Source organism: Pseudoalteromonas sp. P1-11, assembly GCF_001399995.1.
Taxonomy (GTDB): domain Bacteria; phylum Pseudomonadota; class Gammaproteobacteria; order Enterobacterales; family Alteromonadaceae; genus Pseudoalteromonas; species Pseudoalteromonas atlantica.
In genome coordinates, this window is record NZ_LJSP01000002.1 from 385,816 (window position 1) to 403,714 (window position 17,899).

At 42.0% G+C, this 17,899-nt stretch carries 11 protein-coding genes; 1 reads left to right on the top strand and 10 read right to left on the bottom strand.

Annotated elements, in window-relative coordinates:
• Nucleotides 1-251 (top strand): hypothetical protein (locus AN390_RS19855; RefSeq protein WP_236695074.1); only part of this gene is annotated, 251 nt, incomplete at its 5' end.
• Nucleotides 252-347: 96 nt separating this feature from the next.
• On the opposite strand, the gene AN390_RS04445 is transcribed toward AN390_RS19855, so the two are convergent.
• The 10 genes from AN390_RS04445 to AN390_RS04490 all read right to left on the bottom strand — a co-directional run bounded on the left by AN390_RS04445 (nt 348) and on the right by AN390_RS04490 (nt 17,899).
• Complete coding sequence (locus AN390_RS04445; protein WP_055253067.1) at nt 348-3,305, bottom strand: TonB-dependent receptor; 2,958 nt, start codon at nt 3,303-3,305, stop codon at nt 348-350.
• A gap of 600 nt (nt 3,306-3,905) precedes the next feature.
• Entirely contained in the window at nt 3,906-6,953 is a 3,048-nt protein-coding gene (locus tag AN390_RS04450) for a TonB-dependent receptor (RefSeq protein ID WP_055253068.1), read from the bottom strand.
• A 78-nt stretch (nt 6,954-7,031) separates the two neighbouring features.
• A complete protein-coding gene (locus AN390_RS04455; RefSeq protein WP_055253192.1) occupies nt 7,032-9,767 on the bottom strand; it encodes a poly(beta-D-mannuronate) lyase in 2,736 nt (911 codons plus the stop codon).
• Between the two features lie 523 nt (nt 9,768-10,290).
• The gene (locus AN390_RS04460) at nt 10,291-11,253 is read right to left on the bottom strand and encodes a class 1 fructose-bisphosphatase (RefSeq protein ID WP_029772406.1); all 963 of its coding nucleotides are present in this window, start codon (nt 11,251-11,253) and stop codon (nt 10,291-10,293) included.
• The gene (gene fbaA, locus AN390_RS04465; RefSeq protein WP_055253069.1) at nt 11,250-12,332 is read right to left on the bottom strand and encodes a class II fructose-bisphosphate aldolase; all 1,083 of its coding nucleotides are present in this window, start codon (nt 12,330-12,332) and stop codon (nt 11,250-11,252) included. The genes AN390_RS04460 and fbaA overlap by 4 nt, the downstream gene beginning before the upstream one ends.
• A gap of 13 nt (nt 12,333-12,345) precedes the next feature.
• Nucleotides 12,346-12,963, bottom strand: coding sequence for a bifunctional 4-hydroxy-2-oxoglutarate aldolase/2-dehydro-3-deoxy-phosphogluconate aldolase (eda, locus tag AN390_RS04470; protein ID WP_024034155.1), 618 nt, complete (start codon nt 12,961-12,963; stop codon nt 12,346-12,348).
• A 64-nt stretch (nt 12,964-13,027) separates the two neighbouring features.
• Nucleotides 13,028-13,960 (bottom strand): sugar kinase, encoded by a 933-nt coding sequence (locus tag AN390_RS04475; protein WP_055253070.1) that lies wholly within the window; start codon nt 13,958-13,960, stop codon nt 13,028-13,030.
• Nucleotides 13,961-14,018: 58 nt separating this feature from the next.
• Entirely contained in the window at nt 14,019-15,326 is a 1,308-nt protein-coding gene (locus AN390_RS04480; RefSeq protein WP_055020381.1) for an MFS transporter, read from the bottom strand.
• A 3-nt stretch (nt 15,327-15,329) separates the two neighbouring features.
• Nucleotides 15,330-15,674 (bottom strand): cupin domain-containing protein, encoded by a 345-nt coding sequence (locus tag AN390_RS04485; protein ID WP_004589273.1) that lies wholly within the window; start codon nt 15,672-15,674, stop codon nt 15,330-15,332.
• Nucleotides 15,675-15,679: 5 nt separating this feature from the next.
• Nucleotides 15,680-17,899, bottom strand: a complete 2,220-nt coding sequence (locus AN390_RS04490) for a heparinase II/III family protein (protein WP_408003167.1) — start codon at nt 17,897-17,899, stop codon at nt 15,680-15,682.

The window sequence follows — 17,899 nt, forward strand, 5'->3', positions numbered from 1 at the left end:
TTACCTACATCCATGTAGGCAACAAAGAGTTTATCGCCCCTAGGCAGAACCCAAAGGGCAGCGCATGTTTGGCATTTATGCTACGATATCGCCTATTTATGGGGAATAACCACACTTCACAGGCTCTGCCTTGCCTAAAAACCAAACACACGGGAATGCGCTACAACCAACAAGTAATACAACACACACTTTATTTTTTGCAAACAGGTGCATTTTTCCCCCCAACACAAAGAACCACGGCCCATTATTAACCACCTAACTGCGGCTAATTTTAGGTAAAAAAAAAGCAAGCCATGTGGCTTGCTTTTTAGTGCCCGTTCAAAGGCTACACACTCTCAACATACTTTTTAAAAACGGTAACTTGCACCCAGTGTAATACGACGGTCAGTTAAACCTTGGAAACACAATAGTGCGCTTTCGTTTACACATGATTGGCTAATTTCAGATTCAGTAATATTTACTGCCTCTAAGCCAATATTAAGTTGCTCGTTCACATCGTAACTAATACTTGCATTAAGCTGGCCACGGTCTTCTTGTACCACTGGGAAACCCCAAGGGAAGCTAGACGTACTACCAAAGTCATTTGAACGATACCCTTCACGCCACGTGTAACGCATACGTGCTGATAGGCCAAATTTTTCGTAGTACAGCGTAAAGTTATACGCGTTTTCAGAAAGGTTAAGTAAGCCTTGAATTTCACTTACTTCAATACCTGGCGTACCGGTGGTTGCTGCAAATACATTACTTGCTCTTGAGGTTGCTGAATTTTCGGTTTCACCACCTGAGAACTCTTGAATTGTATAGTTAGCTAGCACACCAAAGCCAGATGCCCACCCTAGGTCTTTTTCAAAGCCTGATAGGTCATATTGAAAGGCAAACTCAATCCCTTTTTGGGTAGTTTCACCACTATCGTTTACTTTTGTTTCTGTGCCAACACATACGCCACGGCCATTCTCAGGGCCAAATACATTTATATCTGCAATGGGGTTAAATATACCGCCACCTTCACATGGGTCTGTTAAGTCGCGATACCCTGTTACAGGGTCTTCAACTGGCGAGGTTAGCTGATTTACGTGTAAGTCTTTACGTGTTTTATGAAAAATACCTACGCTAAATACACTTGCCTCTGCAAAATACCACTCTGCCGATAAATCGTAAGACAGTACTTCTTCAGGTTTCAGTGCTGGGTTACCAAATTCAACTTCGTCATTTGGGCTTGTGCTGTAAGTAATAGACGTTGATAAGTCGTTATAATCAGGGCGACGAATATCTTTACCTACACCAAAGCGCACAAGTACATCTTCTGATACATCAGCCACCAGGTTTAAACGAGGTAAAATAAAGTCATAGTCTGATTCATTGGTAATACGCGTTACCAGTTCATTACCACTACCATCTTGAGTAACCGAGTTACCGGTAGACTCTACGTCTGTTTGAATGTAACGCACACCAATATTACCGCGTACCATTTCGTACTCAAAGTTAGCTTGTGCATATAGCGCATGAGTGGTTTCTTCTATATCAAAAAAACCTGCAGAACTTGAAGTAGGTGCATTTAATGTTTTGCTTGAACCATGCGCAGTCATCGCTGCTTGTAATGTGGCAAGTACCGCATCAGGGTCTGAGGCCACAAGTTCTGGATCAATAAGTAAAAAGTCGCCTATGTATAACGAGCGGCCATCAGCTTCGTTAAAGTTATCTGGGCCTGCCACTAATAAGTCGGCAAATAAATCACCCGACGGGCTATCAGCCATGGTTCTTAAACCAATGCTTGAGGTAATTTCGTTTTGTTTGCTTTGTGATTTACTGTAGCGGTAACCAAAATCAATAGAGGTTACAATTGAGTCTGTGTAATAGGTTGAATCAATACGGAACGCATCTTCAGAGTTTTCAACGGTATCTTGACCAATATTTACATCACGTAGCACTACATTTGCAGGGTCTAGTAGTTGTTCAACCGTTGGCGCGTACTCTGCCCCCTCTGCAATACCAAATGCCAATGCGCCACCTGATAAGTCATACTCAAACGGCACACTATTATCATTACCGCCACCGGCATCTAACGGCACATTAGGGTTAATAAAGTTAAGCGTTGTATTAAAGCTAGGCGTAGTTGTATCTGAAGATGATGATGCAATTTCAGCACTAACAAACCACTTATCGCCTTGCCATTCGCCACCGAGTCTAAAAATATTACTGTCGGTAACACGCGAGTTTGTATCACTTGAAAAACGAAGGTTAGGATCGTCATCATCGTTTTCTAAATTAACCGGAATGACACCGCGTAAGGCCGCTTGAATAGACCCAAGGTTGGTACCGCCAAGTGAGCCTAAGTTTACGGTTTCAAATTCATCAGGAACCGAAATATCATTAAGCGCACTTACACCAGAAGCCTGTACACGAGAGCTTTCTTGGCGACGTTCTTGATCGTTAACCACAGCATCAAAATAAAACTTTGTGTTGTCGTTAGGCGCCCATTCAATGGTACCTACAAAGTTTTTAGTTTCGTATTCGTAGTTATCGTAATCTTGTACAAAAAATTGAATCGGTAAAAAGTCAAAAGACTGAGCGCTGGCTACACCGCTATCTGCAGTGATAATGTTATCTCTATCTGCACGTGGGCGAAACGCCGTTACATCTTGCTCTGCGTAGCTGCCGCTCACTAACACACCAAATTTACCGTAATCACCTTCCCAGTTATCAGCAAAAGTTCCAGAAAAACGTGGTTGCAAACCGCTATCAGTGCTTAAGCTACTGTGCTCACCTTGCACTCTAATAGTGGCTAGCTGCTCACCTAAATGCAGTGGGCGAATCGTTTTAAGGTTAATAGTACCGCCTACAGAGCCCTCTATTGTTTTCGCTTCAGGCGACTTTATTACCTCTAAGCTTGAAATAATTGACGCTGATACATCTTCAAAGCTAATACCACTTCGACCAGAGCCTGAGCCCACCGTTGATACACCGTTAATTTCGGTACGGTTAGCATCGGTACCACGAATTTGTACACCTGTGCCTACACCCGCTTGGCGTGTAATTTGAATACCCGTTACGTTTTCTAATACTTCAGCGAGGTTTTGATCGGGTAATTTACCAATATCTTCTGACTGAATAATTTCAACTAGGCTATCTGCAGAGCGTTTTTCAGCAAGTGCATTAGTAAGTGATTGACGAATGCCAGATACTTCGATGATCTCTACATCATCTTCTGCAATTGGCTTGGCTTCCTGTGCGTGTGTGGACATAGAAAGGTTTAATGCTGTGGCAGATATAACTGCTAGCGTAATTTTTGATAACTTGTGATTCATAGTTTTTCCTGTGTGTGTCAGTGCTATGTGTAACTCGCTATATATTTTTTATTAAACGCCTTACCATTTATCTAAATGGTTAACTTAATATTTACAGCAAAAGCACCAAAGGTCAACCTATTGGTAAACCATTTTTTGTAAAAAAAGCAAAAACTGTCATTACCAATAAAAGCCAATTCGGCATGACAAAAATACTTTTATTACTGACCATAATATAACCACTTGTATTTAATGTGCTTTTAAATCTCAATTAAGGTTAAATAACACACAAAGATAGATTAAAACTCCCTCAATCTCCCCGATATATTTTTTTTATATATACAGCGCTATTTTTATATTTAGCCGCTTTTACCGAATTAATTGGTCAACCAAGATAAAGATAGTAAACTTTTGACTAACTAATTCGCTGCCAATAACGCAGCGTTACTAAAACTGAGTTTAGTAATGCTGCGCTTTAGGTAAAAAGGTTTAGCCAAGATTTAGTTAAGAGAGTACGCCGCGATTCAAAAAGCTTAGGTTTAATAGCCCACACACATACAAAAAAACCCAATTAGCGGCATACGCTAATTGGGCTTTAAAGTGGGGATCACTGGTTTTCTGTTATAGCTTAAAGCTCATTCCTAAGAATAAACGTGGGCCGTAATCGTTTACTTCACCTAGGTTATCTTCCACAAAGAAGTCTTGTGACTTAGGTGCGCTAAACAAGTTAATGGCTTCAGCTTTAACTCTAAAGTGCTCGTTAATTTTATACGATGCACGCATTTCCCATACACCTACGGCATCAACATAACGTAAGCGGGTACCATTACTGGTATATGGTTGGAAGTATTCACTACGGTATTTATAAATAATGGCCGTATCAAAGTCACCAATTTGGTAATACAGTTGGCTGCTAAATACATGCTCTGAGAACCCCGGCACCGAACCAGGTTCAATAATACCGGCAGTTAATTGAGTAGTATTGCCATCTAGGTCGGTAACGTATGTATCGCCATATAAGCTATCTTCAAACTCAAAGTCAGTATCTGCAAAGTTATAGCCAAATTTTACACCAATACCATTATCCCAACGGTACGAGAACGATGCTTCTAAACCCAGTATATCGCTATCATTATCGGTTGTTACCGAATTTGTCACTGGTAATGATACCGTTTCACCGCCAACCACATAGTCTTCAATTACAGTTTGTTGCTGGAAGCCACCTTGGAACTGTTTGTAGTATAGGCTTAGTGCTAAAATAGAATCTTCATTAGGGTACCATTCAAAGGCTAAGTCGTAGTTCCATGACATTAATGGTTGAGTATCAGGGTTACCTGAACCATCTACGGTTAATAAGTCAGAAAGCGATAGCGCAACAGATTGATCGTCTGTTACAAAGTCGCGATCATAGCCTAAATCAGATGGGTCAGCACGTGACATACCACGGTAAATACCCGCACGCAGTAAAATATCTTCACTGTAATCAACTACTAAGTTAAAGCTTGGTAAGTATTTGGTATAGCCACCGCCGCTTTCGGTTCTTTCTAGTGAATCCCCTACATCGAGGGTTACAGCGCCTGTAGTTTCATCTACATCTACAGTGTAATTTGTTCTAAAGCCTACCGAGGTTACATCAGTATCAACTATACGTAGGCCGAAGTTACCACGAATAAACTTACCAAATACTTCGGTGTCGTAGTTTGCCATTAAGTACACTGAGGTGGTTTTTTCAGTAACATCTATGGTACCGGCATTTTCGTACTCAACATCAGGGTAACCAAATTCACCTGTATAATCAGTGTCTGTAGCCGCTACAGCTTGAGAGAAACACACGTTATCGTAGGTCGCCCACGAAGAACCTGTCCCAGAGCTTATTACATTACCGCTACTATCTACATTTGTTACTAAGTTGCCATCCGATACGCTAGATAAAAAATCAGATTCTGGGAAGTCAATTTGACAGCCTTGAAGTATCTCCAATGCTGAGTCATCGCCTATAGTATACTCAGTACGAGACCCATTACCTTGGCTACCACCAAACTGTATAAAGCTTAGTTCTGAGGCTCTAATACCCCCTTCAATACTGGTAAATATATCGCCCTCTAACGCGTAGTCAAAATCAATACGCGCCGATTTAACTACGTTTTCGCGAACGTTTTCACGATCTAAACGTGTACGTAAGCTATCTGTAAAGTTAGAAATATCAGTTACATCAAAGTCCGTTAACGTGAAGTGAGGAATTTCATCGCCCATATCCCAGCTAAACAAATTACGGTCTGCGGTTCTACCACGGTTAGAAATTTGTAGCTCTTCACGCTCAGTTTTTGAATACGCTAAATCAAGATTTACAGTAAGGCGGTCGGTTACCGTGTGCTCAATATTAATGCCATAACCTTGGTAGTTTTCTTCACGAGAGAATTGCTCGCCCGCCGATTCAATACGTTCTTCACCTTCCCAATGTAAAATTCCGCCTACATCGTTAGTAACAAGCGTTGGGCCTGTTAAACCAGGTGTTGCGCGTTTTTGTAAAAAAATTAAATCGTGGCGTGCTTCTCTTTGTATTCTGTCAGAGATTTGTGCATCAAAGTTAACATCCCACTCAGACGACGGCTGGTATTGCATTGCAATAAATACTGCATCACGCTCATCTGAGGTTTCATTTTGACGATAGCTGCGGCTACTGCCTGTCCATGCGTATGGAGTGCCATCGCTTTCGGCTTTGCCTGTTTCTGGGTCGATGTTTGTTTGATAACCTTGATTGTTACTGCCATTTACTTGGTCTTCACAATCACCTGCGCTGCTTCTGTAAAACCCTTCATTCGTATTAGTTGGGTCATTTAAACACGCCCAAAGTGAAGAGCCCGATGGGCTTGAGCTTCTGTACTCTGCTTCTGGTTGGCTAATATCTTGGCGCTGCACACCAAAAGACACACCCACTGCTTGGCCATTATCAAACTCAAATTGGTCAACATAACTAAACGTACCACGATAGCCTGTATCACTTTGCAGTGAGTTTTCTACATTACTTTCATCTGGGTTGTAATTTAGTTTTACTTCGCCTTGTACGCGTTGTTTGCCGTAATCTAGCGGGGCAATCGTTTCAAGTGCTATCACACCGGCTACGCCACCTTCAATCATTGAAGCATCTTGGGTTTTGTAAATAGCGACCTTTTTTACAAGCTCTGATGGAAACTGCGAAAAGTTAACCGAGCGGTCACCACTACCATTGGTAGCTTCACGGCCATTAATATGGGTTGCGCTTAAAAATGGGCCTAAACCACGAATGGTGATTTCGGTAGCGCCCCCGTTTTCACGGTGAGATGCGGCACCGGTAATCGACTCAAGCGCTTCACCAATTGACAGCGCGGGTAAATCACCAATATCTTCTGCAGATAAACCATCGACAACCGTTGTTGCCTCACGCTTAATTGCAATTTGATCTTGTATGGTTCTACGAGTACCTGTAACGCTGATGATTTCTACATCTTGCTCTACTTCAGTCACTTTTTCTTGGGCTTCTTGCTGAGCAAAAGCATTAAATGACAATGAGCCTGCCATACCTGCAAGTAAACTTGCTCTAATTAACTTAGCAGCAGGTGAAAGTGCAAAATGATTACAAACAGAGCTGTTTGTAGAATGTTGACGTCTTCGATCCATTTTTAACGACATGCCGCGTTCTCCTTTATCATTGTGTGTGTTGTGCGTAGTTTGCTATTTTTATAAGTATTAATAATGTGCAGTGTAGGCTTATTCATCTTGTGCCACCCACGTAGAGCCTGCACCTACATCAGTGCTTTGGATGTAGTATAAGTTTCTTGCACCTGCTAAGGCTTGTGCTCCATTTGAGTCAGTCTCAAGCAGCGTACTTGTAGCAGTGACAAACTCTGGGATTTCTTTACCATTTGCTTCTGGGTTTTGGTCAATAGCGCCATCGGTGTCGTATTCACCATTGCCATTTAAGTTTCTAATATCAACCCATAGGTCGCTCGCATCGCCCGACTCATAACTGTCACTAAAGCCAAAGCTGTTAGAGAACAGTGATTCAGTATGGTTAATTAGGTCACAGTCGTATTCAAAAGAGTGATCGCTCGACAGCTCGTTAGGGTAAAAGAAACCATAAACAAGCGCGCTGCTTTCAATGGTGTCTTCATCAGTTTGATCGCCCACCCCATTAGCATTTAAATTACCGTTGAAGTTAATTTCAAACGCATTTTTAGTTAAACCATACAGTACAGGGGCATTTTCTGCGGTAAGCTCATCACAATCTCCAACAGGTGCCTTTGAACCTATTTCTGTACTAAATACAAATGGTTGCTGTGAGTTAAGTACCGTATTGTTAGTAACATTAAGGGTAAAGTCGCCTGCGCCATCAAGCACAGCTTGGTTACCTCCATTTGGCACCCCGCCATCAGCTTGTGAAAATGGGTTAGCGGTAAATACAATACCACCGGCTTCTTTATTACCTGAGCGAATACCAGCGATGTAGTTATTGCTCACAGTGTGACCTAAAGGCGTAACTAGCACGCCAGCAGGACGATCGCTTGAACTTGCAATATCAGTGGTACGAATAATAATGTTGTCTGATACCGTATTAAATCCACCATCTTCAAGCGAAATACCGCCATTAGGATTTAAAATGGTATTGCCTTTAATCGTCGCGCCAGAGGTTTGTACGCGTATTAAACGTCGGCCTGTAACAAAGTTTTCTACTCGGTTATATTGAATAGTAAAGTTTGCATCATCAGCAGAGCCTATACCTGTTGTACTACCTGCGTTAATTAAGTGAAGACTAGAGTTACCAAAATTTGGGTTGCTGCTGGTACCTGTGAAAAGGTTATATTGAATAACGTGGTTAGTGCTCGATGAAGACATTTTTATCACCGAACCATTTTCTGCTTTATCGCGGTTGGCAAAGGTATTACGCTCAACCATTGCGGCGTCACCTTTAAGCATTAACCAATGGTAGGTAGAATTATTTAACGTCTCTGCTTCACCATCGATAGTATTTTGTGTAAAGGTGAAGTTGTCACCCTCAGAATAAATAACGGCATCTTCTTCGGTTTCACAAAAGCCACCCGATTTAGTATCAATATTTTTAAATGTAAGGCCTTCAATACCCGCGCCATCAACCCCACTGGCTACATGAATACAAAGCTCGCCACTAATTACCGGGCTTTGTCCTTCAACAGCTTTAAGTGTTGCTGCGCTGGTTAGCATAATGGCATCAAGATCGGCATATACACCGGTATTTAAACCAAGCACATCGCCATCACCAAGCCCTGCATTAATAGCACCTAATAGCGCATCCGCATCGCTTATCACTTGCGTGTACACTACTGTATCGGCGGCGCCCGTAATTGTGCTTGAAAAGCCATCGTTATCGGTATAACTCGCAGTGACCGATATAATCGCGCCAGCTTGATTAGTTGGCGTAAATGTTTTGCTGTTGGTATCGGCAATTGCTACGCCATCAGCAAGCCAAGTGTAGGTAACGTTTTGCTCATCTACCCCATTGTTATCGCTAATTTCAGCGGTTAATTCGCTAGTCACTAAATAAGGCGTAGCCCCTGAGATGGTGATACTACCCGCTTCATCTACAGCCTCTGCAGAAACAGCAATGGTTGCCTCAGAAAGGTTGTCTTCGGTAAAACCGTGATCGTCCGTGTAGGTAACCTGCACGGTAATAAATTGCCCTAATAATGACTCATCTACAACGTAAGTGCTTTGCGTAGCACCACTAATTGCAACCTCATCAGCAAACCACTGGTAAGTAATTGTGCCGCTTGCGCCATCTTCATCTGTTATTTCGGCTGTAAGTGTATTACCCACCGTAGGTGTGCCAACAATAGCCACCGACCCTTCTGAATTTGCACGCTCTACTGGCGCTGTGGCAGTTGATGTAGCTGACTCTGCAAAGCCTCTGTTATCTTCAAATGCTGCATTTACAGTTATAACTTTACCTAGTTGCGATTCGGTAATAGTGTAGGTTGCTAAGGTTTCATCGGCAATTTCAACATCATCTGCAAACCATGTATATGCTACAAGCGCCGGATCAAAACCATTTTCATCCGCTACATTAGCACTTAGTTCATTACCTATAATTGCATCACCGTTAATTTCTACCGTGGCCGCAAAAGGAATAGCTGACACTTCATCGGTGGGCTCACTTAAATGTGACTCATTAACACCGCTGTCATCTGTATAAAGTGCTTGTGCTGTAATTGCAAAACCAATTTGCTCATCTGTTAATGTAAAAGTTGCGTCATTAGCGCCACTTATAACTTGTCCGTCGGCGTACCAGTAGTAGCTTACTTCGCCAGAAATACCATCGGCATCATTTACGCTGGTCGACAATGTTTCGCCCGTTAACGCTGTGCCTGATAGAGCAATAGAGCCCAATGTGTTGTTATTATTATTTGAATCCGTGTCACAACCTATAATGGCAGCTGCAACAGCACATAATGCAAAATGTTTTAATTTCATCATGGCTCTATTCTCCTTAATTGTGTGGTTTAGTATTTAGCAGGTGTTATGTGTGATTTACCAAATACCCAGTGTGTTATTACCAAATTATTTTATTTTTACGCTTCATTGTTAACCAACTTGGTAATATAAGCATAATAAAAACACTTTTACCACTATATTCGTTCAAAATTCATCATATTTTATTAACTGAAAGTTAACTTACGTCTATACCCAATAACGCAGCGTTATTACCAATATTAATTTCACGAATAGATAAACAAACAACCTTTATGAACAATTGGTTTTACCGAAAGAATTACGCTGTATTAATACTTAGCGCGATAAGCACATTAAGAATGGAGGGTGGGGATACAGGTGTGAAGCTTTAGCTGTAATAGCCTATAGAAATGAATTTTTGATGTGTATATAAAATAACGTAGCCACTGCGTTTAACTCACTATTAGTCAGCAGTGGCTTACGTTTTATTTAAAAGGCGTAAGGGCACAATAACCGCCCTTTTGTACTGGGGCCTTAGTCAGATTTAATAAACCGTAGAATTAAAGTAAGTCACAGGTTCACTAGAGCCTAAAATAACAGGCACACGCTGATGCAGCTCATCGGGCTGAATATCTAAAATACGCATGCCTTTAGAGGTGGCTATACCGCCTGCGTTTTCAGTGAGCATTGCCAGCGGGTTAGCTTCGTAAAGTAAGCGTATTTTACCGTTTTCATTACCCGCGCGCGTATCTTGCGGGTACATAAATACCCCGCCACGGCATAAAATTCGGTGCACATCGCCAACCATGGCTGCATTATAGCGAATTGAGCTTTTAGCAAATTCTTCTGATGTATACAGTAATTTATCAAAGTAAACTTGTGTTGCTTCATCCCAGTATCGGTAATTTGCCATATTAACCGAGAACTCACGGCTTTTACTCGGTACTGCAAGCTCTGGTTTTGTAAGCAAAAAGCCACCGTGGGTTAAATCGTGTGTATAACAGCGGGTTGGCCCACCTGTACTCATTACTAGTAACGACGATGGCCCATACAGCACGTAGCCTGCACAAACCTGATTAGTACCGGGTTGATTGAATTGCTCATCACTATCGTAGGGCACATCTGCTTTAGCTGGGTAAATGGTAAAAATAGTGCCTATTTGCCCGTTAACATCAATGTTTGATGACCCATCAAGGGGATCAAATGCCACAATATATTTACCATCGGGGTGGGCGCCTACTGCATTATCTTCTTCTTCAGATGCCACTGTTTTTACAAGATCATCATCAATTAAGGTATCTTTTAACAGTTGATTGGCAATGACATCTAACTTTTTTTGCACCTCGCCCTGGATATTTTCGTTAAGGGTAGAGCCTAAAACACCCGCAAGCTCACCTTGGCTTACTCTAAACGCTATTTCTTTTGTGGTTGCTAATAGCGTGCGAATTAACATGATAAGGTCGGTTTCAACCCCATCTTGCTTTAATACTTTATTCAGTCTTTTCATGCGCTATACCTGTTCACACAATTAAGGTCGTCAAAACATTGGATCAGGCGAGCCACCATATGCTGCTCCGACTGACGTAACCACACACGTGGATCATAGTATTTTTTATTGGGTTTATCTTCGCCATCAGGGTTACCAATTTGGCCTTGCAAGTAGTCTTGTTTTTCTTGGTAGTAGTTTAATACCCCGTTCCAACTCGCCCATTGGGTGTCGGTATCAATGTTCATTTTTACCACCCCGTAGGTTAGCGACTCAGCAATTTTACTGTGCTCAGAGCCACTCCCACCGTGAAATACAAAATTAATAGCGTTATGCTCTAAATTAAATTTTTCAGCTACATAGGCTTGCGAGTCGCGTAATATGGTAGGTGTTAATACCACATTGCCAGGCTTGTATACGCCGTGAACGTTACCAAAAGAAGCAGCAATGATAAAATTAGGGCTTATTTTACTAAGTCGCTCATAGGCGTAGGCTACATCTTCTGGTTGAGTGTAAAGCGCAGAGCTGTCGAGGTGCGAGTTATCAACCCCGTCTTCTTCTCCGCCGGTACACCCGAGCTCTATTTCAAGTGTCATGCCTATTTTTGCCATCCGCGCTAAATAACGCTCACAAATTTCTATATTTTCTTCCAGTGGCTCTTCTGACAGGTCAATCATGTGCGATGAAAAAAGCGGCTTACCTGTTTGCGCAAAATACTTTTCGCCTTCATCTAATAAACCATCAATCCAAGGCAGTAGTTTTTTTGCTGCGTGATCTGTGTGCAGCATGACAGCAACGCCATAGTGCTTCGCCACGTTATGCACATACTGTGCAGCACTTATTGCCCCAACAACGGCAGATTGCTGGCCCTCTAGTGCTAAACCTTTACCACAAAAAAACTGCGCTCCCCCATTAGATAGTTGAATAATGACCGGCGACTTCATTTTTTTTGCGGCCTCTAAGGTGGCATTAATTGACGATGTGCTCACCACGTTTACAGCAGGCAATGCATACTGATGCGTTCGTGCGTGTTTATACACTTCGCTTACTCCATCGCCAACAACAACGCCTGGTGCAATGGTTGGGGCTAAATAATTCATTTTTTGCTCCTTGCTATTTTAAAGCCTCGATACAAGAGTCTGTAATGGCTTGCCAATTACCCTGCGTTACCCATTCTTTTTTAGCAACCCAGGTACCGCCTACTGCAAATACATTGTTTAACGACAAGTAATCCATTTTATTTTTTTCGCTTACACCGCCGGTCGGGCAAAAGCTCACTGCACGAAATACAGATGAGACAGCAGAGACAAACGGCGCACCACCAGCAAGTGAAGCAGGAAAGAGTTTTTGCTCTTCAAAACCATACTCAAGTGCCATTAATATATCGCCGGTATTTGATACACCTGGCAATACTGGCACATTACACTTAACCAGCTCACTTAATAGTGTAGGCGATACAGCGGGAGTAACTATAAAATCTGAGCCTGCTTCTAGCGCTTGCTTTAAAATTGTTTCGTTAATAACGGTGCCTGCGCCCACTTTTAGCTGTGGAACCTGTTCTTTAATGGCTTTAAGCGCATCAATTGATGCATCTGTTCTAAGAACAACTTCTACCAAAGTTAGGCCTGCCTCTGCCATTGCTTTAGCAATGTTTACACCTTGCTCTGGCGTGTCTGCTTGAATTATAGGTAGCAGAGTTTGCCCTGCCATTAGTTCAGAAAAGCGAGTCATGCGTTATTTCCCTTATTTTAAGTAATCGTGCTACTTAGTGTTATAAATTGAGTAAATTAGCCAGTTAGAGACCTGATTTGGCCATGGCTTGTTGAAAAACATCTTTTGGTGCAATAGCACCGGGTTGCTGAATAACAGCGCCGGCAGCCTGCGCGCCCAGCTTAACCGCTTCACTTATAGGGCGCCCATCTAAGCGCGCTCCTAAATACACGCCGTTAAAGGCATCGCCTGCGGAGGTTGTATCAACAACGTTTTTAACCGGCGTAATACTGTGGCTTTGCACTGTATTAGCCTCTTTTGTAATGACTGAATCGGGGCCGTTTTTTACTATAATTTCGTTAATGTTGTACGGACCCAAATAATCAATTACCGCTTCTACACTTTGCACGTTGTAAAGCGTTTCTAAGTCTTCAACGCCGGGTAACGTAATATCGGCTAAGCTAAATGCACTATGGTATTGCGCTTTAGTTTGCTCAACGTTATCCCAAAGTCGCGCACGGTAATTTGGGTCAAATACTATTTTTACACCCGCGGCTTTAAGTTGCTTTACTATGTCCCAAAACTGCGATCTTGCTTGCTCTTCTATTACGGCTAAAGAAATACCCGAAAAGAAAAACATATCACCCGATGACAGCTGCTTAACGAGCTCAGGGCTGATAAATTCAACCACCTTTTTGGCTGCTGAATCATCACGCCAGTAAATAAAACTGCGCTCACCTTGCTCGTCCGTTTCTATGTAATACATACCTGGGACTTTACTGTTATGAGCAAATACATAGTCTGTATTTAGTTGCTCACTTGCAAAACGCTCACGCATTTTTTTACTTAAGTTATCTTCCCCTAAAGCGGTAATAACTGAGGTGCTGATTTGTGGGAAACAACGCTTTAAGTAAACTGCCGAATTATATACGTCACCTGCAAATGACTGATGCAATGTAGAGGGAACAGTCGCTCTTAACTCAATCATGCACTCGCCAATAAAGTAAATATTTTTCATTATTATCACTTACCTTAGGTAGTAAATGGCTGTGAGAAACACAGCCATTGCCAACAAATTAGTTAGGCTTTTTCAATGGTTCAATTTTTGGAATTAAAATCCATACAGCTGCCATTGCAATAATCGCTAAAGACGCGCCTATCACAAACGCCGGTGTATAATTACCATCCGCTGTTAAAATAGGTACCAATGACGTAAGGCCTACAGCACCTAATTTTGCGGCCATGCCAGAGAAGCCCGACAACGTACCTACCGCTTTTTTACCCAGTAAGTCGCTTGGTAAGGTTTGCACGTTACCAATGGCGGTTTGAAAACCAAATAAAATAACAGCCATAATAAGTACCGCAATTACCGGCTCGCCTGGGTTTGCCATTGCAAGCAGCGCCGGCAACATAATTAGACACCCTAATGTGATGGTCAGCTTACGCGTTTTATCGGTATTCCAGCCTGCTTTAAGGCGGTTTTGGGCAAGTAAGCCACCAAACCAAGCACCAAACATAGCGCCTACATACGGAACCCAGCCATAAATACCAATCGATTTAACATCCATGCCATACACTTCGTTTAAGTAAATTGGTATCCAAAAAACAAATAACCACCAAATAGGGTCGATAGCTGCAGAGGCTATAATTACGCCCCAGCTTTGCTTACGAGAGAGTAACTCGCCTGTAGACGGGTTATATTCTTCTTCGTCATCGCTTGTTACATCGCCGTTATCATCAACGCGTCTTTGTCCGGTAAGAATGTACTCACGCTCTTCTTCACTTATCCAAGGGTGAGAGCCTGGAGGCGCTTTTACCAATATAATCCAAGGAACTAACCATAAAAAACCTAAGGCACCAACAAATACAAACACCATTTGCCAGCTAAAGTACACGGTTAAATAAGCAATAAGCGGGATAGCAATAATGCCACCAATGGCTGCGCCAGAATTAAATATACCTTGCGCTAAAGCACGCTCTTTTGTTGGAAACCACTCGGCATTACCTTTAGCTGCACCGGGCCAGTTACCAGCTTCGGCTACACCTAAAATTGCACGGAAAATACTTAAACTAAGCACCCCTTGTGCAAAAGCATGGGCAACAGTGGCTAATGACCACACACCAATTGAAAGCACAAAACCTAAACGCGTGCCAACCCAGTCAAAAATTTTGCCAAAAATAGCTTGGCCAAATGCATAAGCAAATACGAATACTATAGAAATATTAGCGTAAATTTGTTTACGCTCTAACGCAGATTCATCAGGGAACATTTCTTCTACAATGTCTGGCCATAAAACGCTAAGCGCTTGACGGTCGATGTAGTTAATAATGGTAGCAAGTGCAATTAGCACTATAACCCACCAGCGTAAGCCTTGAATTTTCATAGGTTATTCCTCAAGAAAGTCTTCGCGAGCTGGGCTAAAGGTATCAATCAGTATACCGCCAGTTGGGCACGTTGCACCGTGATCAGCAAAAGGAGGAATAAAACAGCTATCACCCGCTTTTAAGATTTTAGTTACGCCATCAATGTTAAAGTGAAACTCACCCTCAACCACATACGTTACTTGCGAGTGCCTGTGTGCATGGTTATAACCAATAGCCCCTTCTGAGAACCAAATTTTCACGGCCATTAGCTCTTCGTTATAGCCAAGCATTTGGCGTTTTAAGCCATTACCTAAATCTTCAATCTCGGTTTCGTTACCAAATGAAAAGTGTGCACTTTGCTTTTGCATCCTGTTTACTCCTGATTATTCTTCATCGCATAAACGCCAAGGCGGCCATTTAAGGTGAATGCTTTATTTTGATATGTGAATGTGTGTTTAGCTGCTTTATCGGCTTTGTTGACAGCAACCAAAAAGGTATTATTTTTTACTTTAACTTCAATTAGGTCTAAGTGCTCTTGCGCGTCATACTTAAGTGACGATACACGGCTAACAGCCTCTAGGGTATATTCTTTACTTGGGTTGTATTCACCGTGAGGCTCAAGTACTGAAATAAATTTATGCTGTTTTTTACCTTCTACACGGCGAATGTAGCCATTTTCGTTACGAAGATTAAAGTGTGGATCGTTTGCCCCTATTTGCGTAAATAAGAAAGACTCATCCCCTTTCACTAGGCTAGTTTGTGTATAAAAACGGCCGTTGTCGTTTAACCACGTTACCTTTGCTAGGCCTTCATCTGGTTGTGCCTGTGCTTTTAACCATAAATGTTGATAGCCATTTTTATCACCCAGCGCAGCTAAGCTTTTGGTGTTACCAAGTAACTCAAAGCTGGTATCAATTAATTGGCCTTTGTAATGCAGTGGTAAATCAATTTTATGGGAGGAATCTGCAGTCACATTAAAAATATCAACTGCAAGCGTGCTTTCAAGCATAGGTAAATTAATTAACGCTAACGTGCGTTCAAGCTCAACACCTTTGTAAGCGGTGCTTATTTGCCCACTTGACACCGTTCCGTATTGGTTTGTTTCAAAGAAATTAAGCGTAGGATGATTGTTATTACCCACTTTAACATTTGCATTAAAATGCGAGGTTTCATCAATCACAACCGTATTGTGTGCCACGGTATGTTTTGCGTAAGTTTCGTTTTCTGGTAGGTAACGGCCGCCGTATTTAGCCTCAACATTTAAAAAACGTGCAGCGCCATAATCAGATACAATTTCATTGCCATGATCGTAAAACTGCCAAGTTAATTTATCAAAATGTCCATGCCCTAAACCCTGTGCAGCAGGTTTAAATAAAAGTGCTTGGTCGCCACCAGTTTGCGTACGCATTACTACCAACGCCCCTTGCTCGCCATCGTTACCATCGCCAAATGCTACCGATTTAAATACATAAGGAGTTTGCTTATTTTTATCCAGTGCTTGAGCCACTTTTAGGCCATCACCAGAGAGTATTATTTGATTTTGCTTTTTAGCTATATCTAAGTAACCAGTATCGTGTGTTAAACCATAAGCGGCTGTTACACCGTGTACCAGCTCTATTGTGTCTATACCTTTACTTTTAATTGCATCGTTTATCGGGAAAAACAAACCGTTATAGCTTAGCTGAATAGTGGTATCAATGGCTTTAAGTAATATGCCATCGCGATATTCAAAAATGTCTCGCTGCGGTTCGTTGTTTTCAATTGCTTTAGCAAAGGTAACAAACGGAAGTAGTGCAAAGCGTTGATAATAAGGACCTTCGTTGTAATAGCCTTGTGGCGAAAACAGCATGTCTAGCTGCTTAATAAAGCCCCCCTCGCCCGATTTATCTAAATCGTAAAGGGACTTTTCGACCCACTCAGATTCATCTAATACATACCCTGCCATGCCTACACCGGCTGTAGCCCACGTACCATGGTTATGTACCTTGTTAAAAGTTGATGGCTGGCCTTGTGATAAAAATAACGATACTGGGCGCAGTAAGTCATTTTCGATGGTTTTAATATTAGCGGCGCTTAACGCATCATGCACTAAATCGTATGCTTGAATGGTATAAACAAGCCACATGGCCTCATTAAGGCTTTGCCAAAATAGTTTACCTGGGTTTTGCGACTTAACTTTGCGCTTAGGGTGTACATCAAGTGTTGGGTATAATTTGGCATACTCAAGCAACATATCACGTACGTAATGAGCGTATTTATCATCTTGGCTTAGCTGATAAATAACACCGGCGTTATACATAAGCTGATAATTTTTTTTGTGTCGTTCGTGGGTATACCCTCCCCCACCGTCTTTTGGTACAGGCACTGTTATAGGGCTTTTAATTTGCTCATCTACTTGTGCTTTAAGCGCTGCAAATGCGGTGGCAAACTTACCCTGTTCATTGTTGCTAATTGCTTGGCGCATTTGCTGTACATCATCATTGGTTATTACCAAATTTGGATGCGCTGCGTAGGCGTTTATCGATAAAACTAAGGCACTTACAGTAACACCCAGCGTTTTAAATAATGACTTATTTGGGGTTAAATTCATCAT